We start from the raw sequence: 26,616 nt of genomic DNA on the forward strand, positions 1-26,616 counted from the left end.
TTCGCTCGACTTGCATGTATTAGGCACGCCGCCAGCGTTCATCCTGAGCCAGGATCAAACTCTCCAATAAAGTTAGTTTGTCTAGCATCTAAAATAAAAATTGACGTTTCACGTTGTTTGTTTCGTTTAGTTTTCAAAGTTCAATATCGCGTTTCAGCGACTTTTATAATATATCATAGTATATTATTTTCGTCAACAAGTTTTTTCGATAGGTTGTATCTCTCATTTGCTGACTCTGCCTATTATATAGGCTTTCTCTTCCCTATGCAAGTATTATTATAAAAAAATAAAGAGAGGGAAAATCCCCTCTCTTATTCTTCTGAAGAAACCTCTTCACTCGTTTCTTCCTCTTCATCTTTTTGTGCTTTTGCTACCGTCGCTACCTCTTGGTCTTCCTCTAATCGAATTAGACGAACACCTTGTGTATTACGTCCCATTTGAGAGATTTGATCAACTGGCATACGAATAATAACGCCTGCCGCTGTAATTAACATAATATCTTCTTCACCTGTAACAGATTTAACAGCTACTAATTTACCGTTCTTATCTGTAATGTTACAAGTTTTCAGACCTTTACCACCGCGACTTTGCAGACGGTATTCATCAATCGGTGTACGCTTTCCGTAACCATTTTTCGTTACAATTAGAACATTTACATCCTCTTCGACAATTTCCATACCTACAACTTGGTCTTCATCGCCCAACGTAATAGCTTTAACACCTGCAGCATTACGTCCCATAGAACGAACATCTTGTTCATTGAAACGAATTAGCATACCGTTACTTGTCCCGACAATAATATCCTTATCACCCGATGTTAAACGTACAGATATTACCTCATCCTCTTCACGAAGAGAAATTGCAATTAAACCATTTGTACGTATATTTGCAAATGATGAAAGTGGCGTTCTCTTAGAAACCCCTTGTTTTGTCGTAAAGAATAAGAACTGATCGTCACCAAATTCACGAATTGGAATAATAGCGTTAATCCACTCACCCTTATCTACCCCTAATAGGTTAATAATTGGTAGTCCTTTTGCAGTACGACTATACTCTGGAATTTCATATCCTTTCGTACGGTATACTTTACCCTTGTTTGTAAAGAATAAAATATGATCATGAGTAGACGTTGTTAATAAATGTTCAACAAAGTCATCATCATTTGTACCCATTCCTTGCACACCACGTCCCCCACGGTTCTGTGTTTTGTACGTAGAAGCTGGTAACCTCTTAATATAACCGTTATGAGTTAACGTAATCGCAATGTTTTGTTCAGGAATTAAATCTTCATCTTCAATAAATTCCATACCGCCAATTGTAATTTCTGTTCGTCTCTTATCATTGAAACGCTCTTTTACTTCTGTTAATTCTTCACGAATAATCTCAAGAACTTTTTCTTCATCTGCTAAAATCGCTTTTAATTCAGCAATTAACTTCATTAAGTCTTGATATTCTTGCTCAATTTTTTCACGTTCTAATCCAGTTAAACGTTGCAGACGCATATCTAAAATCGCTTGCGCTTGTTTCTCACTTAAACCAAAACGTTCCATTAAGCCTTGCTTGGCAATATCTGCCGTTTTTGAACTACGAATTAACGTAATAACTTCATCAAGATGATCTAAAGCAATTCGTAATCCTTCTAAAATATGAGCACGTGCTTCTGCTTTTTCTAATTCATAAGCAGTACGTCTACGAATTACTACCTTCTGATGCTCTAAATAATGATATAGATTTTGTTTTAAATTTAGTACTTGTGGCTCCCCATTTACAAGAGACAACATATTAATACCGAAACTTGTTTGAAGCGCTGTATGTTTATATAGATTGTTTAATAGTACGTTTGCATTAGCATCACGACGTACTTCCATGACAATACGCATACCATTACGATCTGATTCATCACGTAAATCTGTAATACCTTCAATTTTCTTATCGCGAACTAATTCTGCGATTTTTTCAATTAATCGTGCCTTATTAACTTGATAAGGTAGTTCAGTTACGATAATAGATTGTTTACCGTTTGACTTCTCTTCAATTTCAACCTTAGCACGAAGCATAATGGAACCGCGACCTGTTTCATAAGCTCTTCGAATTCCACTTCTTCCTAAAATTAAACCTGCCGTCGGAAAGTCTGGACCGGGAATATATTCCATTAATTCCGCGATAGTAATATCAGGATTATGACTTAATGCCAGCACACCATCAATTACTTCGCCAAGCTGATGCGGCGGTATATTTGTTGCCATACCAACAGCAATACCTGTTGTACCGTTTACTAATAAATTAGGGAAACGCGCTGGTAGTACTATCGGTTCTCTTTCGGAACCATCATAGTTATCTTGATAATCAATTGTATTTTTTGAAATATCACGTATTAATTCCATAGAAATCTTAGACATTCTTGCCTCTGTATAACGCATTGCCGCTGCTGAATCTCCATCTACAGAACCGAAGTTACCATGCCCATCTACAAGCATATAACGTTGACTAAAATCTTGCGCCATACGTACCATTGTTTCATAAACGGCTGAATCACCATGAGGGTGATACTTACCGATTACTTCACCGACAATACGTGCTGATTTCTTATACGCTTTATCAGCTGTAATTCCTAAATCATTCATCGCATATAAAACCCTACGATGCACAGGTTTTAATCCATCACGAACATCTGGTAATGCACGAGATACGATAACACTCATTGCGTAATCTAAAAATGAGGTACGCATTTCATGACTAATATTAATTTCTCGAATTCGTGCTTGTTGTTGATTGTCTGACATCAACGAGCACCTCCTCTTACATTTCCGTTACACATACATTGATTTATATGTAGAAGACAGGAATACTTAGATTCCTGTCATTACTCATTTAAATATCAAGGTTCTTCACGTATTTTGCATTCTCTTGGATAAAGTTACGACGTGGCTCTACTTTATCTCCCATTAAAATTTCAAATGTTTCGTCTGCTTCAATTGCATCTTGAAGGGAAACTTGAAGTAATGAACGTACTTCTGGGTCCATTGTCGTCTCCCATAGCTGAGTTGGATTCATTTCCCCTAGACCTTTATAACGTTGAATCCCTGGCTTAGGTTGGGCCGGTAATTCTGCTAAGATTTTTTCAAGTTCCTTATCGTTGTAAGCATATTGAATTTTTTTACCTTGTTGTATTTTAAACAACGGCGGCTGTGCAATATAGATATAACCACACTCAATTATTTGACGCATATAACGATAGAAGAACGTTAATAATAGGGTACGAATATGTGCACCATCAACATCGGCATCGGTCATAATAATAACTTTATGATAGCGTGCTTTTTCAATATCGAAGTCTCCACCAATATTTGTACCGATCGCCGTAATAATTGTACGAACTTCATCATTTGATAAAATCTTATCTAAGCGTGCCTTTTCCACATTAATAATTTTACCCTTCAGCGGTAAAATTGCTTGGAAATGACGATCGCGTCCTTGTTTTGCAGATCCACCCGCAGAGTCACCCTCTACGATGTAAATTTCACTAATTGCTGGATCTTTCGAAGAGCAATCAGCTAATTTACCAGGTAAACTCGAAACTTCTAACGCACTCTTTCGACGTGTCAATTCACGCGCTTTTTTCGCAGCTACACGTGCACGTGCAGCCATCGTACCTTTTTCTACAATTTTTCGCGCTACATTAGGATTTTCTAGTAAGAACTTTTCAAACGCCTCTGAGAATACAGACTCTGTAATTGTTCTCGCTTCACTATTCCCAAGTTTTGTCTTCGTTTGTCCTTCAAATTGTGGATTTGGATGCTTGATTGATACAATTGCTGTTAAACCTTCACGAACATCCTCACCGGTTAAATTACTGTCCGCATCTTTTAAAATGCTATTTTTACGACCATAGTCGTTGATTACACGAGTTAAAGCTGTTTTAAAACCTACCTCATGTGTACCACCTTCATACGTATGGATGTTATTCGTAAATGAGTAAATATTATTTGTGTATCCCTCGTTATATTGAAGAGAAACCTCAACCTGAATACCATCTTTTGAACCTTCTACGTACACAGGCTCTTCATGAATCGGTTGTTTTGAGCGATTTAAATGCTCAACGTATGATTTAATTCCACCTTCGTAATGGAATTCTTTCTTTTGCTTATGTTCACGTTTATCTTCAATTGTTAATTTAATATTACGATTTAAAAACGCTAATTCACGCATACGAGTTGCTAACGTATCAAAATCGTATACTGTTGTTTCTTGGAAAATTTCCGGATCTGGTTTAAATCGAGTTATTGTTCCTGTTTGATCTGTGTCACCAATGACTTTTAAATCCGCAACCGGAATACCTCTTTCGTATTTTTGGTAATGGATTTTACCTTCACGATGTACAAATACTTCTAATTCTGTTGATAGAGCATTTACAACCGATGCCCCAACACCATGTAAACCACCAGAAACTTTATAACCGCCACCGCCAAATTTACCACCGGCGTGGAGAACAGTCATAATAACTTCTACAGCTGGACGTCCCATTTTTTCTTGTATACCAACCGGAATACCACGCCCATTATCCGTTACACGAATACTATTATCTTCTTCGATACTAACATTAATTTCATCACAATAACCTGCAAGTGCTTCATCAATACTATTATCTACGATTTCCCACACAAGATGGTGAAGCCCTTTTCCACTTGTAGATCCAATATACATACCAGGGCGTTTCCGAACTGCCTCTAGTCCTTCAAGCACCTGTATCTGACTTTCATCATATGCATTTTCTTGCATTTGCTTTTGTTCCATTGACACAAAGATCACCTACTTTTCCATTTAAACAGGGGTTATTCCCTATCTATTTCACAATCTACAGTGCCGTTCGTTACATGAATTGTTTTCGCTTCTTTTAATGTTTCGTGTTCAATTCCGTCGACACTCGTCGTTGTAACAAATGTTTGCACTTTTCCTTGAATTGTATTTAAAAGATGTGATTGACGATAATCATCTAATTCTGATAAAACATCATCCAACAAAAGGATTGGATATTCTTTAACCTCTGAATAAATCAATTCAATTTCAGCTAATTTTAGGGATAGTGCGGTCGTTCGTTGTTGTCCTTGCGAACCAAAGACTTGAACATTTTTACTATTAACGAAGAATTGTAAATCATCACGATGAGGACCAATTAAAGTCGTACCACGGAAAATTTCACGTTGTTTCACAGATTGAAAACTTTCATAGTATACTTCTTTTATTTTCGACAAATCCATTGATTCTGATACATCTACACTTGGTTTATAGACAATTTCTAACTCTTCTAATCCACGGCTTATACCTCGATGAATTGGAGCTGCCCATTCCTGTAGCAAATGCAAAAATTCAAAACGTTTTTGCAGTATCTTCGCACCATGCTCAATTAGTTGAAGTGTAAATACATCCAACATCGTTTCCTCATTCTTACTATTCCCTTGCATTTTTTTCAACAAATGATTTCGTTGCGTGAGCACCTTTTGATATTGACTTAATTCATACAAATATACAGGAGCTATTTGTCCTAATTCCATATCTAAAAAGCGTCTTCTTACTTGAGGGCTTCCTTTTACAAGATTTAAATCTTCTGGGGCAAACATGACAACATTCATCACGCCAATATATTGACTTAACTTTTGTTGTTCAAGTTGATTTAATTTTGCCTTTTTACCTTTTTTCGAAATATTTAATTCCAAGGACAAAGAACTGTTTCTTTTTTGTAATTTCCCTTTTATTTGACCAAAATCTTCATCCCAGCGGATAAGTTCGCGATCATTAGAGGTTCTATGAGATTTCGCCATCGCTAAAACATAAATAGCTTCCATCAAGTTAGTTTTCCCTTGTGCATTTTCGCCGATAATTACATTTACCTTATCTTCAAAGGAAAGCTCTAATTTTTCATAATTGCGATAGTTTTTTAATTGTATTTCTGAAATAAACAAAGGGCTCCCCCTTTATGCCTGAACTTGGAAAGTTCCGCTTCCTGGAATTTCAATAACATCATTCGCATATAGTTTGCGACCTCTTCTATTTTCAAGTTCGTTGTTCACGTACACTTCATATTCTTGTAAAAACCATTTTACAGCGCCACCTGTATCAATTACATCAGCTAACTTTAAAAATTGTCCTAGTGTAATATACTCTGTTGAAATTTTAATACGTTTCATAAAATCGCTCACTTTCTGAAAGTGTTCATTCTTTCATTGTACTAAATAAACTAGCATTAGGAAAGTAATACCCAAAAATCAAATAAGGGCCACTAGCATCTTTAAACTAGCAACCCTTATTCCTTACCTAGTAAGTACGAACCGGTAAAATTAATTGAATAATTGAATCATCATTTACTGTACGAATTAAGAACGGTCTCATCGCCCCAGTAAAGCTAACTTTAATCTCTGTACTATCCAAAGCTTTTAATGCATCCATCATATATTTTGCACTAAAAGATATTTTTAACTCTTCTCCATCTACTTTTTCGCATTGTACTTCTTCGACAACTTTTCCGATTTCTGGTGAATTCGAAGAAATCTCTAGCATTTCTTGCTCTAAAGTTGATAATTTAACAACGTTATTGCGGCCATCTCTTGCTAATAGTGAAGCACGATCAATTGCTTGTAGGAATTCTTTTGTATTCACAAAAATATCCGTTTTACTCTCTGCCGGAATTAAACGTGTCGTATCAGGATAATTTCCTTCTAACAATCTTGAGAAGAATAATAAATGTTTTGTACGGAATAATACTTGATACTCCGTAATAACGATATCTACCATTTCTTCAGACTCATCTAAAATTTTACTTAATTCATTTAAGCTCTTACCTGGAATAACAACATTAGCTTGGAACTCATCTGCAATATTATGTCCTTCAATTTTTGCTTTTCTAAGTGCCAGTCTATGACTATCTGTTGCAATACAAGTTAACTCGCTGTTATATACCTTCCAGTTTACACCTGTCAAGATCGGTCTTGTTTCAGAAGTAGAAACTGCAAATACAGTTTGTCTGATCATATGTTTAAGTAAATCTGTTGGTATTTTAAATACATGATGTTCTTCAATCTGTGGCAGTAACGGATATTCTGCAGAATCTAAACCATTTAAGTTAAACTCTGATTTTCCAGATTTTATTTTTGTCATAAAATGATTTTCCACAGAAATTTCGACAGTGTCTTTAGGTAGTTTTTTTACAATCTCACTAAAATATTTTGCTTGTAAAACAATGCTTCCTGATTGAGCTATTTCTACGATTTCTTTTCCATCTTCTTCGACTGGAATAAACGATTCAATAGAAATATCAGCATCGCTTCCTGTTAATGTAACCCCTTCTTCAGTAGCTACAACTTTAATTCCCGTAAGAATGGGGATTGTTGTACGAGAAGAAACTGCCTTCATTACATCTTGTACACCTCTTACAAGATAGTCTTTTTGTATTGTAAAACGCATAAAGAAAAACCTCCGGTAAGTATAAGATTTTATTTAATTAATAAAGATAAAAAAATAGTAGTAATAGTAATAGGGCTTGTGGATATGTGGATAACCTCTATAAAGGATGTAAAAACAGTCTATCTACATGTGGATAGACTGTGCGTAAAACAAGGTAAGTTATTCACACTATTCAGCTACTACTTTAAAATACCATTAATTTCTTCAACTTGCTTTTGTAATTGCGTATCGGTTTTTAGTAGTTTAGAGATTTTTTCATGGGCATGGATAACTGTTGTATGATCACGTCCACCAAATTCTTCACCTATTTTTGGTAAAGAGGAATCTGTAAGCTCGCGCGATAAATACATTGCAATTTGGCGAGGAAACGCAACTGATTTTGTACGTTTTTTCGCTTTAAAATCTTCTAATTTCACTTGATAAACATCCCCGACAGCTTTTTGAATATCATAAATAGAGATAATTTTCGGCTTAGAATTTGGAATAATATCTTTAAGTGCTTCAGCTGCTAAATCAGCATTAATATCTTTATTAATTAAAGATGAATAAGCTACAACTCGGATAAGTGCACCTTCTAATTCACGAATATTTGAATCAATTTGATTTGCGATATAAAGCATAACTTCATTTGGTATATCAAGCCCTTCAGCTTTTGCTTTTTTGCGTAAAATCGCAATTCGTGTCTCTAAATCTGGTGGCGTAATATCTGTAATAAGTCCCCATTCAAAGCGGGAACGAAGACGATCTTCTAAAGTCGGAATTTCTTTTGGTGGTCGATCACTAGAAATTACAATTTGTTTACTTTCTTCGTGTAATGCATTAAATGTATGGAAAAACTCTTCTTGAGTTTGTTCTTTTCCAGCAAGAAATTGAATATCATCTATCAATAAAACATCTACGTTGCGATATTTATTACGAAAATCAACAGCTTTATTATCACGAATAGAGTTAATAAATTCATTCGTGAATTTTTCTGATGATAAATATACAACTTTTGCATTTGGATTATGTTCAATTACATAATGACCAATCGCGTGCATTAAATGCGTCTTTCCAAGCCCAACTCCCCCGTAAATAAAGAGTGGATTATACGCTTTAGCTGGCGCCTCGGCTACAGCTAATGAAGCTGCATGGGCAAAACGGTTACCAGAACCGATAACAAATGTATCAAATGTATATTTTGGATTTAACATGCTCTGTGGTAAATGAGCTGAATCATCTTGTGCAGGATTCCGCTTAACTGGAGGAAGATCAATGTCCTCTTCAGCTTGACTTTGGGGAATAATAAAGCGAATTGCTAATTTTGCCCCTGTTAAATCGTATAGTGTTTCTGAAATTAGTTCTGAGTAATGAGATTCTAGCCAGTCACGAGCAAATTCATTTGGAGCTGTAATCGTTAATACGTCTTTCTTCAAGTTATGAGCCGTTGTTGATTTTAACCATGTCTCATAACTAGGCTTGCTTACCTTTTTTTCTAATTCTTTTAAGGCACTATTCCATAAATCAGAGATATTTTCCAAAGGTGTCCCTCCTTTACTAAGATGGTAAAAGAATAAGGTTGCGCAACAAATGTACAACCCAATAAATATAAAATGTATATTTATACGAAACGTATTTTAAAACCTAAAAACGTCGTTTGTATATGAGATAGGGTTTTCGACAAAAAAAGCAAATGTGGACAACTATTTACCCACATGTGATTAAAACTGTCCACATGTTATACACAAATTGTGGATAAGATAAAGGTGTGGAAAACTTATTCAAAGTGAAAACACAACTATAATATCAAAAAAAAGTGGCTATAGCAATGAATTTAAGAAAGTTATCCACAAAATCAATACCTTGTGGAATAAACTTGTCCACAACACGATATACTGTGTAAAAGTGTGAAAAAAGTTTGTGGATATAAAAAACGTAAAAAAACATTTATCCACAAGGAAATATAGATGCTGTGAAAAAGTATGTGAATAGGTTCAAAATGAATATTTGATGAAAATTTCTAGAACCATTGACATTTTCCTAGTTGATTAACTATAATTTATAGGACTGTCTTTAACAGATATTCCTCAGGGAGGTGTCATATAATGAAAAGAACTTACCAACCAAATAAACGTAAGCGCAGCAAAGTACATGGTTTCCGCAGCCGTATGAGCACAGCGAACGGACGTAAAGTGCTAGCAGCTCGTCGTCGTAAAGGAAGAAAAGTATTATCTGCGTAGACCACTGATCGTTCAGTGGTCTTTTTTTCTAATAATAGTGAATTTCCGCTGATGAAATACAGGAGTGTCAATTGATATGAAGAAAAAACATCGTATAAAGAAGAATGATGAATTCCAGGCGGTTTTTCAAAAAGGAAAATCAAATGCGAATCGTCAGTTTGTTGTATACCAATTAGATAAAGAAGAACAGCCAAACTTTCGCATCGGCCTTTCTGTTAGCAAGAAAATAGGAAATGCAGTAGTTCGTAATCGAATTAAGCGCATGGTCCGTCAGGCTATTACAGAGTTAAAAGATGAGATAGCTTCTGGAAAAGATTTTGTTATAATAGCAAGGAAGCCTTGTGCAGAGATGACATATGAAGAAGTAAAGAAAAGCTTAATTCATGTCTTTAAACGCTCTGGTATGAAAAGAATAAAAAAGTAGCGTAAGGAAATGAATTACACTATATACATACCGATACAAGGAGGAGTAGGCTTTGAAAAAGAAATTAGGTTTACTAGCCATGGTCGTTGCATTAATGGCGATTGCCACCGGTTGTAGTGAAACGGGTCAGCCGATTACATCGAAAAGTACTGGGATTTGGAATGAATATTTCGTATATCCGCTTTCTCAGTTAATCACGTATTTTGCCGACTTATTTAACAGTAATTATGGTTTAGCAATTGTTATTACAACTCTTATCATTCGTTTTGCGTTATTACCACTAATGATTAAACAAACGAAGAGTACGAAAGCGATGCAAGCGTTACAACCGGAAATGGTGAAGTTAAAAGAGAAATATAGCTCTAAAGATCAAGCGACACAGCAAAAACTGCAGCAAGAAATGATGCAGTTATATCAAAAAAATGGTGTAAATCCATTAGCTGGTTGTTTACCAATCTTTATTCAAATGCCAATTCTGTTCGCTTTTTATCATGCAATTATGAGAACAGCTGAAATTAAACAACATAGTTTCTTATGGTTCGATTTAGGACATGCAGACCCGTTCTATATCTTACCGGTCGTTGCAGCAATTACGACATTTATTCAGCAAAAGCTTGCAATGGCAGGAACAGCTGGTCAAAATCCGCAAATGGCAATGATGCTTTGGCTTATGCCGATTATGATTTTAATCTTTGCAATTAACTTCCCAGCCGCATTATCACTTTACTGGGTTGTTGGTAATATCTTTGGTATTGCTCAAATGTACTTTATCAAAGGGCCAGAAATTAAGGCTAGCAAAGCTGGAGGCTCAAGCAAGTGAGTGTAATTACTGCTAAAGGACAAACAGTCGAGCTGGCAGTAGAGGATGCTTTAAGGCAATTAAATACATCAAAAGATCGAGTAGATATAAATATTGTCGATGAGGGTAAAAGAGGATTCTTAGGTTTATTTGGGAATCGTCCTGCAGTAGTAGAAGTTGTATTGAAGAAAGATCCAATTCAAGAATGTGAAGAATATTTAAGAAATGTTATTCACGATATGGGTGTGGAAGTTGAGATTAGTAAAATTGTAAAAGGACGCGAAATTGAATTTACAATTTCTGGTGATAATGTAGGTGTTTTAATTGGGAAAAGAGGTAATACATTGAACTCTTTACAGTATTTAACAAAAATTGTCGCGAATCGTAACACGAAGCAGTATATCGGTATTACACTAGATGCTGAAAATTATCGTAGTAAAAGAAAAAGTACGTTAGAATCACTTTCTTATCGATTAGCGAAACAAGTATTTAATACGAAAAAAAGAGTTATTTTAGAACCGATGCCATCTTTTGAACGAAAAATTATTCATCAGGCATTATCAAATCATCAAGGTATCAATACAACTTCTGAAGGAAATGAACCACATCGGCATGTTGTAATATCTCCTAAATGACCGGTTGCTCAAATGAGTGCCGGTTTTTTTGAGCGAAAAATAGATGTGGATAACTAAAAAACACTAAACTTATCCACTGTGAATAAGTTTAGTGTTTTTTACATGGGGATATAATAAAATGAGTTATTCTTCTTTTGTAGATAGGTTCGTTATGGTATCCTAATAATTTAGTGAAAGAAATAATCATGTTGAAATAGAGATAAATAAGCAAGTGAGGTGAAAGGACATGGAATTTGATACAATTGCTGCGATTTCCACAGCGCTTGGAGAGGGTGCAATTGCCATTGTTCGAGTAAGTGGGGATGATGCGGTTGAGAAAGTTAATCGTATTTTTAAGGGGAAGGATTTAACAGAGGTTCCTTCTCACACTATTCATTATGGTCATATTGTTGATTTAGATACAAATCAAGTTATTGAAGAAGTTATGGTGTCTATTATGCGCGCACCAAGGACTTTTACACGTGAAAATATAGTGGAAATTAACTGTCACGGTGGACTTGTTTCAGTAAATAAAGTATTGCAACTTATTCTAGCACAAGGAGTACGATTGGCAGAACCGGGCGAATTTACAAAACGTGCTTTTTTAAATGGACGTATCGATTTATCACAAGCAGAAGCTGTTATGGATTTGATTCGAGCAAAAACAGATCGTGCGATGAATGTAGCAATTAATCAAATGGAAGGGCGATTATCTAAATTAATTGGTCTTTTGCGTCAAGAAATATTAGAAACATTAGCTCATGTTGAGGTAAATATAGATTATCCAGAATACGATGATGTAGAAGAGATGACACATAATATTTTAATTGAGAAAGCGACGCATGTTCGTTCGGAAATCGAAAAAATATTAGAAACATCAAAACAAGGGAAAATTTTACGTGAGGGTATTGCTACAGCAATTATCGGTAGACCTAACGTTGGGAAATCATCGTTATTAAATAGTCTTGTTCAGGAGAAAAAGGCAATTGTAACTGATATTGCAGGAACAACTCGTGATGTTATTGAAGAGTACGTTAACGTGCGTGGTGTACCTCTTAAACTTATAGATACAGCCGGTATTCGGGAGACAGAAGATGTTGTTGAACGAATTGGTGTGGAACGTTCAAAAGAAATGATGAGCCAAGCGGATTTAGTATTAGTTGTTGTCAACTATAGCGAGGCTTTAACAAATGAGGATGAAGATCTATTCCGTGCGGTACAAGGAAAAGACTTTATTGTTATTGTGAATAAGACTGATTTACCGCAAGCGATTGATATGGAACGTGTTACAGAGTTAGCCGCGGGAAATCGTGTTATTACAACATCCTTAATTGAAGAACAAGGAATAGATGAACTCGAAAAGGCAATAGCTGATTTATTCTTTGAAGGAACAATCGATTCTGCAGATATGACATATGTTTCTAATGCGAGACATATTGGATTATTAACACAAGCAGGAAAAACAATCGGTGATGCAGTTGAGGCGATTGAAAATGGTGTACCAATTGATATGGTACAAATTGATTTAACAAGAACGTGGGAAATACTTGGTGAAATTACTGGGGACACAGTGCATGAAAGCTTAATTGACCAGTTGTTCTCTCAATTTTGTTTAGGAAAATAATATAGTGAAGTTGTAGAAAGATAGAGATTATTAGGAGGAATAAACAATGGGATACAATGCCGGTTCATACGATGTCATAGTAATCGGTGCAGGTCATGCAGGATGTGAAGCTGGTCTTGCGGCAGCACGAATGGGCTCAAAAACATTAATGTTAACAATTAACTTGGATATGGTAGCATTCATGCCATGTAACCCTTCTGTTGGTGGACCAGCAAAAGGGATTGTTGTTCGTGAAATTGATGCATTAGGCGGAGAAATGGGACGTAATATTGATAAAACTCATATTCAAATGCGTATGCTAAATACAGGTAAGGGACCAGCCGTACGTGCACTTCGAGCGCAAGCTGATAAATTCTCTTACCAACATGAATTAAAGAAAACAATTGAAGAAACACCAAACTTAACGTTGTTCCAAGGAATGGTAGAGCGTTTAATTGTTGAAGAAGGTGTATGTAAAGGGGTAGTTACACAAGCTGGTGCAGAATATACAGCAAAAACAGTTGTAATTACAACTGGAACATTTTTACGTGGCGAGATTATCATGGGCGACTTAAAATATTCAAGCGGTCCAAATAACCAGCAACCGTCTATTACATTATCTGAGCATTTAGAGGAGCTTGGATTTGATCTTGTAAGATTTAAAACAGGGACACCTCCTCGTGTAAACAGTAATACAATTGACTACAGTAAAACAGAAATTCAACCAGGTGATGATAAGCCACGTGCGTTCTCTTTTGAAACAACGAAATTTATTATGGATCAAATTCCATGTTGGTTGACATATACAAGTACAGAAACACACCGTTTAATAGATGAAAATTTACATCGTTCAGCTATGTATTCTGGTATGATTAAAGGAACAGGTCCTAGATACTGTCCTTCTATTGAAGACAAAGTAGTAAGATTTAATGATAAACCGCGTCATCAAATTTTCTTAGAGCCAGAAGGGCGTAATACACAAGAAGTATATGTACAAGGTTTATCCACAAGCTTACCAGAAGATGTACAACGTGACATGCTTAGAACAATTCCAGGCCTAGAAAATGTTGAAATGATGCGTACAGGTTATGCAATTGAATATGATGCAATTGTGCCAACACAACTATGGCCAACACTTGAAACGAAAAAGATTAAAAATTTATATACAGCAGGACAAATTAATGGAACTTCTGGTTACGAAGAGGCGGCCGGACAAGGGCTTATGGCTGGAATTAATGCAGCATGCCGCTCTTTAGGTAAAGAAGAAGTTGTTTTAGGTCGCGAGGATGCTTATATTGGTGTCTTAATTGATGATCTTGTAACGAAAGGTACAAATGAACCATATCGTTTATTAACGTCTCGTGCAGAATACCGTCTATTATTACGCCACGATAATGCTGATCTTCGTTTAACTGAAGTTGGTCGTAAAATTGGATTAATTAAAGAAGAGCGCTATGAGCGATTTACAAATAAAAAATTACAAATTGAACAGGAAAAGGAACGTTTAAGCAGCATTATTATTAAACCACGTCCTGAAGTTCAAGAATTAATTCGCAATATTGGCGGAAGTGAATTGAAAGATGGAATACGTGCAAGTGACTTATTACGTCGTCCAGAGATGACATATGAGCATATTCATCTTTTAGTACCAAGTGAAGTAGAATTAAGTGATGAAGTTAAAGAACAAGTTGAAATTCAGATTAAGTATGAAGGATATATTGAAAAATCTTTACAGCAAGTAGAGCGTATGAAGAAAATGGAGAATAAAAAAATCCCTGTAGATATTGATTATGATGCGATTTCTAGCATTGCTTCAGAAGCTAGACAGAAATTGAAAGATGTTCGTCCACTTTCAATGGGGCAGGCTTCACGTATTTCTGGCGTAAATCCAGCGGATATTTCCATTTTACTTGTGTATATAGAACAAGGAAAAATTGCACGCGTATCGAACCAATAAATAGTAAGGAGATATTGCTAGATGAACATAGAACAATTTCAATCTATGCTAGAAGAGAAGGGAATCACCCTCTCTTCTAGACAGTTAGAGCAGTTCAAAATCTACTTTGAAACATTAGTAGAGTGGAATGAAAAAATGAACTTAACGGCTATTACAGAAAAAGAAGAAGTATATTTAAAACACTTTTTTGATTCCATTACAGCTGCTTTTTATTATGATTTTTCAAAACCATTCTCAATTTGCGATGTTGGTGCAGGTGCTGGATTCCCAAGTATTCCTTTAAAAATTTGTTTCCCGCATTTAAAAATAACAATTGTAGATTCGTTGCAAAAACGTATTAATTTCTTAAATCACTTAGCACAAAAGTTAGAATTAAGTGATGTTGCATTTTGTCATGATCGTGCTGAAACATTTGGGAAAAAAGAAGGTGTACGTGAATCATACGATATTGTAATGGCACGTGCAGTTGCGCGTCTTTCTGTATTAAGTGAGCTATGTTTACCGCTTGTAAAAGTTGGAGGAACATTCATTGCAATGAAAGGTGCAGCAGCAAACGAAGAAATTGAAAATGGTAAGTATGCTTTAGAGGTGCTAGGCGGAGAGTTAAAAGAGATGTCTACGTTCCAATTACCGTTTGAAGAGAGTGAACGTAATATTTTATTAATCGAGAAAAAGCGCAAGACACCAAAGAAATATCCACGCAAACCGGGAACACCCAATAAATTACCTATTGAAAAATAAATCTTATTAGACGTAAGATTAAATTATATAAATGAAAACGTAAATGTTTCATAGGAAACATTTTATGGAGAATAGTCAATAGGCCTAAAAGGTGGTGGAATATGTATGAAAAATACGTTTTCTCGTTTATTTGGCTTTGGAGATAAAGAGAGCGAATTCGAATTACAAGACGAAAGCCATGAAGAGATAGATAAAAAGGTATATGAAGAAATACAAGAAATTCCGATAGTAAATATTACCCCTAACCGTTATCAACCAAGAACAGTTTTTGATGATGCGCGTATTGATGAGCTAGCATTAACAATTCGTACACATGGACTTATTCAGCCGATTGTTGTAAGGCAATATGAGGATGATAAGTACGAGATTATTGCTGGAGAAAGACGTTTTCGCGCAGCAACAAAGTTAGGTTGGGAAAAGGTTCCTGCAATTATAAAGAACTTAAATGATACAGAGACAGCTTCTGTAGCTTTAATTGAAAACTTGCAACGTGAGGAACTAACGGCAATCGAGGAAGCTGTGGCATATCAAAAGCTGATTGAGTTACATAATTTAACACAAGAAGCATTGGCACAACGACTTGGAAAAGGACAATCTACAATCGCAAATAAGTTGCGATTGTTAAAGTTGCCTGAAGAAATAAAAAGTGCATTATTAGAAAAAAGCATTACAGAACGTCACGCCCGCGCTCTCATTCCTTTAAAAAATGAGGAATTACAACTGAAGGTTTTACAGGAAATTGTGGAGAAACAACTAAATGTAAAGCAAACAGAAGAACGAATTGCGAAGCTACTAGAGGAAGCGAAACCGAAGCGTAAGGCAAAGCAAAAAGCAGTAAGTCGAGATACGAGGATTGCTATGAATACAATTAGACAATCTTTACAAATGGTTACTGAAAGTGGTTTGAATGTTAATTCTGAGGAAGAAGAATTTGATGAGTACTATCAAATTACAATTAAAATTCCAAAGAAAAAATAATAATGACGTGCTAGAGACCTTATCCTATTGGAGAGGTCTCTTTTACTATATTTTCTTGTTAAATGAAGAAGGAGTTTAGAAATAAATTTTGAAGTTTAATAAAGGACGTAAAAGAAAAAGTTTTATTTCATGTTACAATAAACGTAATTGTTACTAGAATAAGATAGAAAGGTTGAAAGTAGGTGACATCATGGGAAAAATCATTGCTATTGCTAATCAAAAAGGCGGTGTTGGAAAAACAACAACATCTGTTAATTTAGGGGCTGGATTGGCACAAGTAGGTAAAAAAGTCCTTCTTGTAGATATTGATGCTCAAGGAAATGCAACGACTGGTGTGGGAATTGAAAAATCTGAATTAGATCAATGTATTTACAACGTTCTTGTGGAAGATGCAGATGTTCAAGGGGTTATACAGAAAACCGCAACTGAAAACTTAGATGTTCTACCCGCTACAATTCAATTAGCTGGTGCTGAAATTGAATTGGTACCGACTATTTCCCGGGAAGTACGTTTGCAAAGAGCATTACAGCCAGTTCGTGATGAATATGACTATATTATTATCGACTGTCCCCCATCTTTAGGGTTATTAACGATTAATGCATTAACAGCAGCAGATTCTGTTATTATTCCTGTACAGTGTGAATATTACGCACTAGAAGGGTTAAGTCAGCTATTAAATACAGTTCGACTTGTACAAAAACATTTAAATAAAAATTTAGCAATTCAAGGTGTATTGTTAACAATGTTGGATGCCCGTACAAATTTAGGAATCCAAGTTATAGATGAAGTGAAAAAGTATTTTAGGGATAAAGTATATCGCTCGATTATTCCGCGTAATGTACGCTTGAGCGAGGCTCCAAGTCATGGGAAACCTATTATGCAGTATGACGCTAAATCAAGAGGAGCAGAAGTATATATAGATTTAGCAGAGGAAGTGATTGCAGGTGGCTAAAGGATTAGGAAGAGGAATTAATGTGTTTTTTCCTGATTTAGATGTGAAAGAAGAGGAAACAATTCAGGAGATTCTTGTAACTGAATTAAGGCCGAATCCATATCAACCGCGTAAACACTTTAATAAAGAGGCGATTCAGGAATTAGCAATTTCGATTAAGGAACACGGTATTTTACAACCATTAATTGCTAGGAAGAGTATTAAAGGATATGAAATTGTTGCAGGTGAAAGACGATTTCGTGCTGCAAAAGAGGCTGGTTTAGAAAAAGTACCTGCCGTTGTCAGACAATTAACTGAACAGCAAATGATGGAATTTGCTTTGTTAGAAAACTTACAACGAGAAGATTTAAATCCTATGGAAGAGGCAATGGCATACCAGATGTTAATGAATGAGCTAAATGTAACGCAAGAACAATTAGCGAAACGTCTTGGTAAAAGCAGACCTTACATTGCAAATTATACTAGGTTATTAAGCCTACCTTCTTTCGTACAAGATATGATTGCAAATGGTCAACTTTCAATGGCTCATGGGAGAACTTTACTTACGATAAAAGATGAAGAACAATTGAAGTCCTTATTGAAACGCATTGAAAAAGAAGGATTAAATGTTCGTCAATTAGAGAAAATTGTCCAAGAGATTAATCAACACGTTTCACGTGAAACAAAAAAAGTGAAAAAAGAGCGAAATATATTTTTCGTAGAACGTGAAACGTTCTTAAGAGAAAAGTTTGGCACAGATGTGAAAATTAAAGAGACGAAAAAAGAAAAAGGTAAAATTGAAATTGAATTTTTTAATAAAGAAGATTTAAATCGTATTTTAGAACTATTAGCACAGAAAAATTAAAAAGCAAACCATCTTATTATTTATAGATGGTTTGCTTTTTTTAATGCGGATAATTTTTGATCCGTCTCTTTTATACTTTGTGCGATTACATCAGCCATTTTCATGACTAAACTTAATCTTGTATTTTGAAGAACGAAAAACTCCATAAACCCATTTAGATTGACGATACCGTGTATGTGCAAATCACCAACTGCAGGTAATTTCTTATTCATAGCAGCTCCAGGTTTACTAGGCCCCTTTCCAGTAGTGATTGATCCGATATTTTGGGACTTTCCTAAACATGCATCAACAGCAATTATAAATGCAGTAGGATTTTCTTTCTGTATATTATGAATTTTCTCTTCTAAATTTAGCGCATGTACTGGCTCATCTAGTGTACCGAATACTTGGAGGTTTTGGATGTCTATTTGTTCAAGTTTTGTACCAACTAACGGGCCGAGTGCATCACCTGTAGAGCGATCTGTTCCGATACAAACGAGAATGATTGGTATATTAGTTTTAATAGGAATATGGGTAAGTAAGAAATTACTGATTATCTCAGAGGCTTCTAGATCTTGGTGCATAACGTTTTGAGTTTCTTTCTCAAAAAATGGTAAGCGAAAACTTCCAATATTCATGAAGCACCCATCCTTTTAATAAATTTTCAATATATGTTATATGGTGAGGAAAATGGAAAGTTATAATTGCGTAATTTTTGCAAAATGTGAATGAAAACGGAAATAATAGTACTAGTATATATATATTCGTTCCATTTTATACCTGGATATCGGGGATAAAATAGGATTAAAATCATAAAATTTTTTCAGCAATTAGGGGACTTCTGATACAATAATAAGGGTAACTAAAAAGAAATTTTAGCTAGAGAGGTAGAGGTACATGGATTTATTAGCGAAGTGGTTTAATTCTATGAAACAGTATTTATTAGATGCTGATCGTTGGGCTCATATTGGAGTTGCGACATTAAAAATATGCATTATTTTAATAATTGGTGCGGTTGTTGTGCGAATTGCAAGAGCGGTTGTACGAAATGCGTTTCGTATGGGAAGTCGTTCTCCAATTCAAATTTCAGAACGTCGTACAGTTACAGTAGCGAAATTACTTGAAAATATTGTAGCGTACGTTGTTATGTTCATTATGCTAATTGCGATTTTAGGTGTGTTTGATATTAATGCATCAGGTTTATTAGCGGGTGCTGGGGTAATTGGTTTAGCAGTCGGATTTGGTGCTCAAAGTTTAGTGAAAGACGTTATTACAGGTTTATTTATTTTGTTAGAAGATCAGTTTTCAGTTGGCGATTATGTTAAAATCGGTCAATTTGAAGGAGTCGTTTTAGAAATTGGACTTCGTACAACGAAAGTAAAGAGTTGGACAGGTGAAATTCATACTTTACCAAATGGAAGTATTATTCAAGTTACTAACTACTCAGTTAGTAATAGTGTAGCGTTTGTTGATGTATCTATTTCATATGAGGCTGATATTGCGAAAGCAGAGCAGGTTATTGAAGATTTATTAGTAGAATTACCTTCAAAGTACGAAAAAATGGTAACAACGCCTCAATTATTAGGTGTGCAAACATTAGCTGCATCAGAAGTTATATTACGTGTTATTGCTGAAGTAGAACCGATGCAACATGCAGTTATTGCAAGGGCACTTCGTAAAGAGATTAAAAATCGTCTTGATTTACATGGAATTGAAATTCCATATCCGCGTATGGTTTTATATAATCGTGAAGAATTAGTTAGTGGAAAAGCAATTTAGTATGGAGAGGAGTTTGGAGAGTGGAGCAAAAGGAATATAACTTGTATGATGTTGTGGAAATGAAGAAAGCCCATCCATGTGGCGAGAATCGTTGGAAAATTATTCGTATGGGAATGGATATCCGCATTAAGTGCGAGGGGTGTGACCATTCAGTAATGATTCCTCGAAGAGAGTTTGATCGTAAGGTGAAAAAAATACTTGTGAAGCACGAAGAATAGAGGGAGAGTAACAGTTACAGTAGGTAACTGTTACTTTTTTTCGTTTGGCGGAAACTTGTCATTTTTTTCGTTACTATCTATAATGATGAAAGATTGAGACATAGGAGTGAAAAATATGGGATTAACGGCTGGGATTGTTGGATTACCTAACGTAGGGAAGTCCACTTTATTTAATGCAATTACACAAGCAGGAGCAGAATCTGCGAACTATCCATTCTGTACAATTGATCCAAACGTAGGGATTGTAGAAGTACCAGATGAGCGTTTAAATAAATTAACGGAACTAGTAGAACCGAAAAAGACTGTTCCGACTGTATTCGAGTTTACTGATATTGCAGGTATCGTAAAAGGTGCTAGTAAAGGTGAAGGTTTAGGAAATAAATTCTTATCTCACATTCGTCAAGTAGATGCAATTTGCCAAGTTGTTCGTTGTTTTGAAGACGAAAATATTACGCACGTTTCAGGGAAAGTAGATCCAATTGATGATATTGAAACAATCAATTTAGAGCTAATTTTAGCGGACTTAGAGTCTGTTGATAAGCGTATCGAGCGTGTCGCGAAATTAGCAAGACAAAAAGATAAAGAAGCGGTATATGAGCATGAAATTTTAGTTCGTTTAAAAGAAGCTTTTGAAGAGGGAAAACCAGCTCGTACTGTTGAATTTACAGAAGAGCAGATGAAGATTGTTAAAGGCCTTCATTTACTTACAACAAAAGAAATGTTATACGTAGCGAATGTAAGTGAAGACGATGTTATCGATCCTTCGGAAAATAAATACGTACAAATGGTAAAAGAATTTGCAGCAAATGAAAATTCTCAAGTAATCGTTGTATGTGCAAAAATCGAATCAGAAATCGCTGAATTAGACGAAGAAGAGAAAAAAGTATTCCTTGAAGAATTAGGAATTGAAGAGTCTGGTTTAGATCAATTAATTCGTGCAGCATATGACCTATTAGGACTTGCTACTTACTTTACAGCTGGCGTTCAAGAAGTACGTGCTTGGACATTTAAACAAGGAATGAAGGCACCACAATGTGCTGGTGTTATTCATACAGACTTTGAGCGTGGATTTATTCGTGCAGAAACAGTTTCTTACGATGACTTAATGACAAACGGTTCTATGACAGCTGCAAAAGAAGCTGGAAAAGTACGTTTAGAAGGAAAAGAATATATCGTAAAAGACGGAGATGTTATGCACTTCCGTTTTAACGTTTAATTTAATATTTCCTAGGAAAAATAAAGATATGAGCTTGGCAAATATATTATATGTTTGCCAAGTTTTTTATGTATTGGTGAGTTGATTCATATAACTTACTATGATATAATCTAAACTCGTGAGTAATTACTATAAATTAATTGCTCCTTGCCCATTACGGGCCGTTTAGACCAAAAGGAGGTGAAAGTGTAATGAGAAAGTACGAAATTATGTACATCATTCGTCCTGGCGTTGAAGAAGAAGCTCAAAAAGCTTTAGTTGAACGTTTTGCAGGTGTTTTAACAAACAATGGTGCAGAAATCATTAACACGAAAGAGTGGGGTAAGCGTCGTTTAGCTTACGAAATCAACGACTTACGTGAAGGTTTCTACATGATCTTAAACGTGAAATCTAACGCAGAAGCGATTAACGAATTCGACCGTTTAGCTAAGATCAACGAAGACATCCTTCGTCATATCGTTGTTAAAGAAGAAGAAAAATAATTGATATATAAGGGAGAGTGGTTCGATTGATGAATCGTGTTATCCTCGTTGGTCGTTTAACTAAGGACCCTGACTTACGTTACACGCCCAATGGTGTTGCAGTAGCTACTTTTACGTTAGCTGTGAATCGCGCATTTGCCAATCAACAAGGTGAGCGTGAAGCTGACTTTATTAATTGTGTAATATGGCGTAAACAAGCAGAAAACGTAGCAAATTATTTGAAAAAAGGTAGCTTAGCAGGCGTAGATGGACGTCTTCAAACTCGTAATTACGAGGGACAAGATGGTAAACGTGTATACGTAACAGAAGTTCTTGCGGAAAGCGTGCAATTTTTAGAGCCGCGTAATGGCGGTGGGGAGCAACGTGGTTCATTTAATCAGCAACCATCAGGAGCTGGTTTCGGTAACCAAGGCTCTAACCCATTTGGTCAATCTAGTAATTCAGGTAATCAAGGTAACTCTGGGTTTACGAAGAATGACGATCCATTTTCAAATGTAGGTCAACCGATCGACATTTCCGACGACGATTTACCGTTCTAATACAGTAAATTTGTTAGTTTTAACAAAGAATGGAGGGAAATAGACATGGCAGGACGCAAAGGTGGACGTGCGAAACGTCGTAAGGTGTGTTTCTTCACAGCTAACGGCATCACTCGCATTGACTATAAAGATGTTGATTTATTAAAACGTTTCGTTTCTGAGCGTGGTAAAATTTTACCTCGTCGTGTAACAGGAACAAGCGCGAAATACCAACGCAAACTTACAGTTGCAATTAAACGTGCTCGTCAAATGGCACTTTTACCATATGTTGGTGAATAATAGCGTATGAAATGCACAGTAGAGTCGGACTCTACTGTGCATTTTGCTATGCTTTTCTTTTTTGAAAGAGAGGTTAAAATGTGAAACAAGCAAGATTTATTACTGAAGGTGCCGCGTTGTTGGCTATATATGTAATGTTATTGTTTATATCTATGTATGTTCCGATTTTGGGTACAGTTGTAACTTTTGCGTTGCCGTTACCATTTATACTATTAATGATAAGACATAAACTATCTAATGTGCTCGTGGTTTTTGTAGCGGCACTTTTTGTTACTATTATTGTGAGTCAACCGATGAATTTAGTGAAGACAATTATGTTTGGATTGATAGGGATTGTTTTAGGATATATGTATAAAACAAGAAAAAAGCCAGTGGAAATCTTAATAGCTGGGACGCTTGCGTACTTAATTGGTTTTGTACTTATTTATGTTGCGAGTATAAAGTTTTTCAACATAGATATAATGAAGCAAATGCAAAGTATATTTAGTGAAAGTATGGCGAAAAGCGAAAAGATAGTAAGTGCTACAGGTATGCCGATTAGTAAGGAACAAAAAGAGTTACTTGCACAAATGAATGATATATTACAATCGTTACTTCCGAGTATACTTGTGCTAGTTTCAGTATGTTTTTCTTGGATTACAGTGATAATATCAGGTAGTGTTTTGAAAAAGTTAAAACATGACGTTATATCTTGGCCTAAATTTAAAGATATACAATTACCAAAGAGTATCATTTGGTATTACGTTATATTTATTTTGTTAGCAACTTTTATAAAAGTAGAACCAACATCATATTTACATATGGTATTTTCTAACCTAAATGTCATATTTGCACTATTGCTTGTACTGCAAGGTCTGACATTTATCGCCTTTTTAGCGTATAGAAAAGGTTTTACTAAAGGGGTTCCTATTATTAGTTTTATTGCATGCATGTTTATTCCGATGCTGTTTCCTCTTGTGACAATCTTAGGTATAATTGACTTAGGGATTTCATTGCGTTCTAAAATAGGGGGATAAAATAATATTCCTTATACTATTTTAATCTGTTTAACTAACTGGAAGGTGAGTTAGTTTTACTTTATAGGAGTTGTATACATGCCTGAATTTGATAAGAAACAGTGGTTTTTATATCCTGTTTATGTATTGGCATTTTTTGTATTTGTGCTCATTTCAATTCTCTGTTATTTTCATTTAATTATGGGGATAGCTGCTTTTGTCATTTTTTGTATCGTATTCTTTATCGTTATACGATTTGAACTTAATTTTCAAAGGAATTTCGAAAAGCATACGACAGATATGATTACAAGAGTAAAGAAAGTAAGTAATGAAGCATTTAACCAAATGCCGATTGGTATTTTGTTATACAATAAGGATTATGGGATTGATTGGGCAAATCCTTATTTATCTTCATGTCTGGGACAGCATGCATTAGCTGGATGGCACCTTTACGATGTATCAGAAACATTACTTCTTTTCATTAAAGGAGAAACTTCTGACGATATAGTCTCTTTAAATAATCGAAAGTTTCGCGTTTTTGTAAGGAAAGAAGAAAAGTTAATTTATTTCTTTGATGTAACGGAACAAACAGAAATCGAAAAGATGTACGAGGATCAAAGGACTGTTTTAGCTGTCATCTATTTGGATAATTATGATGAAGTTACACAAGGATTAGATGATCAATTACGTACGAATATAACAAGTCTTGTGACATCGCGACTAAATGAATGGGCACTTAAGTATGGTGCGTATTTAAAACGTGCATCTTCAGAAAGATTCTTCGTTGTGCTAAATGAAAGTATTTTGACGCAGATGGAGAAAGGGAAATTTAGCATTTTAGATCAGGTGCGTGAAGAAACATCTAAAAGGAATATACCACTTACATTAAGTGTGGGTGTCGGATCAGGTGATTTACCTTTATCAGAGCTTGGAGCAATGGCTCAATCTGGTTTAGATCTTGCGCTTGGGCGTGGGGGAGACCAAGTAGCTATTAAACAAGCGACAGGTAAAGTTAAGTTCTATGGAGGTAAGACAAATCCGGTTGAAAAACGTACCCGTGTACGCGCTAGGGTCATTTCGCATGCGTTAAAGGATTTAGTATTAGAAAGTAGTAATGTCATTATTATGGGGCATAGGGCTCCCGATATGGACGCAATTGGTGCTGCGATTGGTATTTTAAAAGTGGCTCAATTAAATGAGCGTAAAGGATATATTGTGTTAGATGAAAATGATTCCGATAAAGGAATTAAGCGTTTGATGGACAAAGTGAAACAAAATGAGGAGTTATGGTCTCGTTTTATTACTCCAGAGCAAGCGATGGAATTTGCAAATGATGATTCGTTACTTGTTGTTGTCGATACGCATAAACCTTCGATGGTGATGGAGCAAAAACTGTTACATAAAATTGAAAATGTAGTAGTTATTGATCATCATCGCCGTGGAGAAGATTTTATTGAAGACCCATTGCTAGTTTATATGGAACCATATGCTTCTTCAACAGCAGAATTGGTTACAGAATTACTTGAGTATCAACCTAAAAATTTAAAGATGACAATGTTAGAAGCGACGGCATTGTTAGCGGGTATTATTGTCGACACGAAAAGTTTCACATTCCGGACAGGGGCTCGTACATTTGATGCTGCTTCTTATTTACGCTCACATGGTGCAGATACTGTACTTGTACAAGAACTTTTAAAGGAAGATATGGATCAGTATTTACGGGTTGCAAAAGCTATAAAAAATGCGTACATTTATAAAAATGGAATTGCGATTGCTAAAGTTGATAGTGATGATTACTACGATCAAGTGCTTATTGCGCAATCGGCAGACACGTTATTAACGATGACAGGGATTATTGCATCATTTGTTGTTGCGAAACGTGGCGAGAATCTCATTGGAATTAGCAGCAGGTCTTTAGGTGAAGTGAATGTGCAGCTAATTATGGAAAACTTAGGCGGTGGCGGGCATTTGACGAATGCAGCCACACAGATGAAAAATGTTACAGTAGATGAAGCTGAGGAGAAGCTTCGATTTGTTATTGATGACTATTTACAGGGAGGCACACAATCATGAAAGTAATTTTTCTAAAAGACGTAAAAGGTAAAGGTAAAAAAGGAGAAGTAAAAAACGTACCGGATGGCTATGCAAATAACTTCTTACTAAAACAAGGATTAGCTGCTGAAGCAACAAATAGCAGTATGAAAACTTTAGAAGCTCAAAAGCGTAAAGAAGAAAAAGATGCAGCAGCAGAGCTTGAAAATGCAAAAGAGTTAAAAGAGACTTTAGAGAAATTAACTGTAGAATTAAAGGCGAAATCTGGAGAAGGTGGCCGTTTATTTGGTTCTATCACAAGCAAACAAATCGTGGATGCAATGCAAAAATCACACAAGATTAAGCTTGATAAACGTAAATTTGAAATGGACGATGCAATCCGCGCGTTAGGTTATACAAACGTTACTGTGAAATTGCATCCACAAGTAACAGCAACAGTAAAAGTTCATGTTAGTGAACAATAAAAATAAATTAAGCAAGGAGGATTG

Annotated in this window: 26 protein-coding genes and 1 rRNA gene; 19 read left to right on the plus strand and 8 right to left on the minus strand. The window is 35.5% G+C overall.

The genetic code is table 11. The annotated features are described in order from the left end of the window. The 7 genes from EBQ15_RS28610 to dnaA form a co-directional block, all read right to left on the minus strand. Window positions 1–70: ribosomal RNA gene (locus tag EBQ15_RS28610) — 16S ribosomal RNA — on the minus strand; the annotation flags it as partial. A gap of 241 nt (window positions 71–311) precedes the next feature. Continuing rightward, window positions 312–2,783, minus strand: a complete 2,472-nt coding sequence (gyrA, locus tag EBQ15_RS28615; RefSeq protein ID WP_001282864.1) for a DNA gyrase subunit A — start codon at window positions 2,781–2,783, stop codon at window positions 312–314. A gap of 88 nt (window positions 2,784–2,871) precedes the next feature. Further along, window positions 2,872–4,794 carry a DNA topoisomerase (ATP-hydrolyzing) subunit B gene (gyrB, locus tag EBQ15_RS28620; protein WP_000435982.1) on the minus strand — a complete coding sequence of 641 codons (1,923 nt, stop codon included), beginning with the start codon at window positions 4,792–4,794 and terminating at the stop codon, window positions 2,872–2,874. Between the two features lie 38 nt (window positions 4,795–4,832). After that, a complete protein-coding gene (recF, locus tag EBQ15_RS28625) occupies window positions 4,833–5,960 on the minus strand; it encodes a DNA replication/repair protein RecF (protein ID WP_000470745.1) in 1,128 nt (375 codons plus the stop codon). A gap of 12 nt (window positions 5,961–5,972) precedes the next feature. After that, window positions 5,973–6,185, minus strand: a complete 213-nt coding sequence (yaaA, locus tag EBQ15_RS28630) for a S4 domain-containing protein YaaA (protein ID WP_000821364.1) — start codon at window positions 6,183–6,185, stop codon at window positions 5,973–5,975. A gap of 127 nt (window positions 6,186–6,312) precedes the next feature. Continuing rightward, complete coding sequence (gene dnaN, locus EBQ15_RS28635) at window positions 6,313–7,458, minus strand: DNA polymerase III subunit beta (RefSeq protein ID WP_001212884.1); 1,146 nt, start codon at window positions 7,456–7,458, stop codon at window positions 6,313–6,315. A gap of 179 nt (window positions 7,459–7,637) precedes the next feature. After that, on the minus strand, window positions 7,638–8,978 hold the full coding sequence (gene dnaA, locus EBQ15_RS28640; RefSeq protein WP_000428018.1) for a chromosomal replication initiator protein DnaA: 1,341 nt from the start codon (window positions 8,976–8,978) through the stop codon (window positions 7,638–7,640). Between the two features lie 564 nt (window positions 8,979–9,542). Here dnaA and rpmH point away from each other — a divergent pair. The 10 genes from rpmH to spo0J all read left to right on the plus strand — a co-directional run bounded on the left by rpmH (window position 9,543) and on the right by spo0J (window position 18,589). Further along, window positions 9,543–9,677, plus strand: coding sequence for a 50S ribosomal protein L34 (rpmH, locus tag EBQ15_RS28645; protein ID WP_000831901.1), 135 nt, complete (start codon window positions 9,543–9,545; stop codon window positions 9,675–9,677). Between the two features lie 76 nt (window positions 9,678–9,753). Then, complete coding sequence (gene rnpA / locus EBQ15_RS28650) at window positions 9,754–10,101, plus strand: ribonuclease P protein component (RefSeq protein WP_000726619.1); 348 nt, start codon at window positions 9,754–9,756, stop codon at window positions 10,099–10,101. A gap of 52 nt (window positions 10,102–10,153) precedes the next feature. Then, window positions 10,154–10,921, plus strand: a complete 768-nt coding sequence (gene spoIIIJ / locus EBQ15_RS28655) for a YidC family membrane integrase SpoIIIJ (protein WP_000727737.1) — start codon at window positions 10,154–10,156, stop codon at window positions 10,919–10,921. Next, on the plus strand, window positions 10,918–11,535 hold the full coding sequence (gene jag / locus EBQ15_RS28660) for an RNA-binding cell elongation regulator Jag/EloR (RefSeq protein ID WP_000111514.1): 618 nt from the start codon (window positions 10,918–10,920) through the stop codon (window positions 11,533–11,535). Before spoIIIJ ends, jag begins: the two co-directional genes overlap by 4 nt. A 226-nt stretch (window positions 11,536–11,761) precedes the next feature. Further along, window positions 11,762–13,138 carry a tRNA uridine-5-carboxymethylaminomethyl(34) synthesis GTPase MnmE gene (gene mnmE / locus EBQ15_RS28665; RefSeq protein WP_000393769.1) on the plus strand — a complete coding sequence of 459 codons (1,377 nt, stop codon included), beginning with the start codon at window positions 11,762–11,764 and terminating at the stop codon, window positions 13,136–13,138. A 46-nt stretch (window positions 13,139–13,184) separates the two neighbouring features. Then, entirely contained in the window at window positions 13,185–15,074 is a 1,890-nt protein-coding gene (gene mnmG, locus EBQ15_RS28670) for a tRNA uridine-5-carboxymethylaminomethyl(34) synthesis enzyme MnmG (protein WP_000541055.1), read from the plus strand. A 21-nt stretch (window positions 15,075–15,095) separates the two neighbouring features. Continuing rightward, window positions 15,096–15,815: a 16S rRNA (guanine(527)-N(7))-methyltransferase RsmG gene (gene rsmG, locus EBQ15_RS28675; protein ID WP_001019625.1), complete on the plus strand. Its 720-nt coding sequence runs from the start codon at window positions 15,096–15,098 to the stop codon at window positions 15,813–15,815. 105 nt (window positions 15,816–15,920) lie between these two features. Further along, window positions 15,921–16,793, plus strand: a complete 873-nt coding sequence (gene noc / locus EBQ15_RS28680) for a nucleoid occlusion protein (RefSeq protein ID WP_000799016.1) — start codon at window positions 15,921–15,923, stop codon at window positions 16,791–16,793. A 190-nt stretch (window positions 16,794–16,983) separates the two neighbouring features. Then, entirely contained in the window at window positions 16,984–17,745 is a 762-nt protein-coding gene (gene soj, locus EBQ15_RS28685) for a sporulation initiation inhibitor protein Soj (RefSeq protein ID WP_000516114.1), read from the plus strand. Beyond that, complete coding sequence (spo0J, locus tag EBQ15_RS28690) at window positions 17,738–18,589, plus strand: stage 0 sporulation protein Spo0J (RefSeq protein WP_001051832.1); 852 nt, start codon at window positions 17,738–17,740, stop codon at window positions 18,587–18,589. The genes soj and spo0J overlap by 8 nt, the downstream gene beginning before the upstream one ends. A 20-nt stretch (window positions 18,590–18,609) precedes the next feature. Here spo0J and yyaC read toward each other — a convergent pair whose 3' ends face one another. Beyond that, a complete protein-coding gene (gene yyaC, locus EBQ15_RS28695; protein WP_001020707.1) occupies window positions 18,610–19,206 on the minus strand; it encodes a spore protease YyaC in 597 nt (198 codons plus the stop codon). 259 nt (window positions 19,207–19,465) lie between these two features. Between yyaC and EBQ15_RS28700 the strand changes: the two genes are divergently transcribed. The 9 genes from EBQ15_RS28700 to rplI all read left to right on the plus strand — a co-directional run bounded on the left by EBQ15_RS28700 (window position 19,466) and on the right by rplI (window position 26,592). Further along, window positions 19,466–20,347, plus strand: coding sequence for a mechanosensitive ion channel family protein (locus tag EBQ15_RS28700; RefSeq protein ID WP_000364809.1), 882 nt, complete (start codon window positions 19,466–19,468; stop codon window positions 20,345–20,347). Window positions 20,348–20,367: 20 nt separating this feature from the next. Next, a complete protein-coding gene (locus tag EBQ15_RS28705) occupies window positions 20,368–20,565 on the plus strand; it encodes a DUF951 domain-containing protein (protein WP_000435485.1) in 198 nt (65 codons plus the stop codon). A 115-nt stretch (window positions 20,566–20,680) separates the two neighbouring features. Next, on the plus strand, window positions 20,681–21,781 hold the full coding sequence (gene ychF, locus EBQ15_RS28710) for a redox-regulated ATPase YchF (RefSeq protein ID WP_000524667.1): 1,101 nt from the start codon (window positions 20,681–20,683) through the stop codon (window positions 21,779–21,781). A gap of 191 nt (window positions 21,782–21,972) precedes the next feature. Next, window positions 21,973–22,263, plus strand: a complete 291-nt coding sequence (gene rpsF / locus EBQ15_RS28715; protein ID WP_001233778.1) for a 30S ribosomal protein S6 — start codon at window positions 21,973–21,975, stop codon at window positions 22,261–22,263. 26 nt (window positions 22,264–22,289) lie between these two features. Further along, complete coding sequence (gene ssb / locus EBQ15_RS28720; RefSeq protein ID WP_000981966.1) at window positions 22,290–22,802, plus strand: single-stranded DNA-binding protein; 513 nt, start codon at window positions 22,290–22,292, stop codon at window positions 22,800–22,802. Window positions 22,803–22,847: 45 nt separating this feature from the next. Next, complete coding sequence (gene rpsR / locus EBQ15_RS28725) at window positions 22,848–23,081, plus strand: 30S ribosomal protein S18 (protein WP_000918873.1); 234 nt, start codon at window positions 22,848–22,850, stop codon at window positions 23,079–23,081. 80 nt (window positions 23,082–23,161) lie between these two features. Next, the gene (locus tag EBQ15_RS28730; RefSeq protein ID WP_000806427.1) at window positions 23,162–24,097 is read left to right on the plus strand and encodes a YybS family protein; all 936 of its coding nucleotides are present in this window, start codon (window positions 23,162–23,164) and stop codon (window positions 24,095–24,097) included. A 78-nt stretch (window positions 24,098–24,175) separates the two neighbouring features. Beyond that, the gene (locus EBQ15_RS28735; RefSeq protein ID WP_001113787.1) at window positions 24,176–26,149 is read left to right on the plus strand and encodes a DHH family phosphoesterase; all 1,974 of its coding nucleotides are present in this window, start codon (window positions 24,176–24,178) and stop codon (window positions 26,147–26,149) included. Beyond that, window positions 26,146–26,592, plus strand: a complete 447-nt coding sequence (rplI, locus tag EBQ15_RS28740) for a 50S ribosomal protein L9 (RefSeq protein WP_000864228.1) — start codon at window positions 26,146–26,148, stop codon at window positions 26,590–26,592. Before EBQ15_RS28735 ends, rplI begins: the two co-directional genes overlap by 4 nt. The last annotated feature ends 24 nt before the right edge of the window (window positions 26,593–26,616 follow it).

Source organism: Bacillus sp. 2D03 (assembly GCF_003946765.1).
Lineage (GTDB): Bacteria > Bacillota > Bacilli > Bacillales > Bacillaceae_G > Bacillus_A > Bacillus_A cereus.

Excerpts from the sequence above, each read along its gene's own strand:
- noc (WP_000799016.1), top strand. The coding sequence starts at position 15,921 with ATGAAAAATACGTTTTCTCGTTTATTTGGCTTTGGAGATAAAGAGAGC.
- gyrB (WP_000435982.1), bottom strand. The coding sequence starts at position 4,794 with ATGGAACAAAAGCAAATGCAAGAAAATGCATATGATGAAAGTCAGATA.
- yyaC (WP_001020707.1), bottom strand. The coding sequence starts at position 19,206 with ATGAATATTGGAAGTTTTCGCTTACCATTTTTTGAGAAAGAAACTCAA.
- dnaN (WP_001212884.1), bottom strand. The coding sequence starts at position 7,458 with ATGCGTTTTACAATACAAAAAGACTATCTTGTAAGAGGTGTACAAGAT.
- ychF (WP_000524667.1), top strand. The coding sequence starts at position 20,681 with ATGGGATTAACGGCTGGGATTGTTGGATTACCTAACGTAGGGAAGTCC.
- soj (WP_000516114.1), top strand. The coding sequence starts at position 16,984 with ATGGGAAAAATCATTGCTATTGCTAATCAAAAAGGCGGTGTTGGAAAA.
- rsmG (WP_001019625.1), top strand. The coding sequence starts at position 15,096 with ATGAACATAGAACAATTTCAATCTATGCTAGAAGAGAAGGGAATCACC.
- rpmH (WP_000831901.1), top strand. The coding sequence starts at position 9,543 with ATGAAAAGAACTTACCAACCAAATAAACGTAAGCGCAGCAAAGTACAT.
- yaaA (WP_000821364.1), bottom strand. The coding sequence starts at position 6,185 with ATGAAACGTATTAAAATTTCAACAGAGTATATTACACTAGGACAATTT.
- mnmG (WP_000541055.1), top strand. The coding sequence starts at position 13,185 with ATGGGATACAATGCCGGTTCATACGATGTCATAGTAATCGGTGCAGGT.
- rnpA (WP_000726619.1), top strand. The coding sequence starts at position 9,754 with ATGAAGAAAAAACATCGTATAAAGAAGAATGATGAATTCCAGGCGGTT.
- rpsR (WP_000918873.1), top strand. The coding sequence starts at position 22,848 with ATGGCAGGACGCAAAGGTGGACGTGCGAAACGTCGTAAGGTGTGTTTC.
- EBQ15_RS28700 (WP_000364809.1), top strand. The coding sequence starts at position 19,466 with ATGGATTTATTAGCGAAGTGGTTTAATTCTATGAAACAGTATTTATTA.
- rpsF (WP_001233778.1), top strand. The coding sequence starts at position 21,973 with ATGAGAAAGTACGAAATTATGTACATCATTCGTCCTGGCGTTGAAGAA.
- rplI (WP_000864228.1), top strand. The coding sequence starts at position 26,146 with ATGAAAGTAATTTTTCTAAAAGACGTAAAAGGTAAAGGTAAAAAAGGA.
- EBQ15_RS28735 (WP_001113787.1), top strand. The coding sequence starts at position 24,176 with ATGCCTGAATTTGATAAGAAACAGTGGTTTTTATATCCTGTTTATGTA.
- gyrA (WP_001282864.1), bottom strand. The coding sequence starts at position 2,783 with ATGTCAGACAATCAACAACAAGCACGAATTCGAGAAATTAATATTAGT.
- mnmE (WP_000393769.1), top strand. The coding sequence starts at position 11,762 with ATGGAATTTGATACAATTGCTGCGATTTCCACAGCGCTTGGAGAGGGT.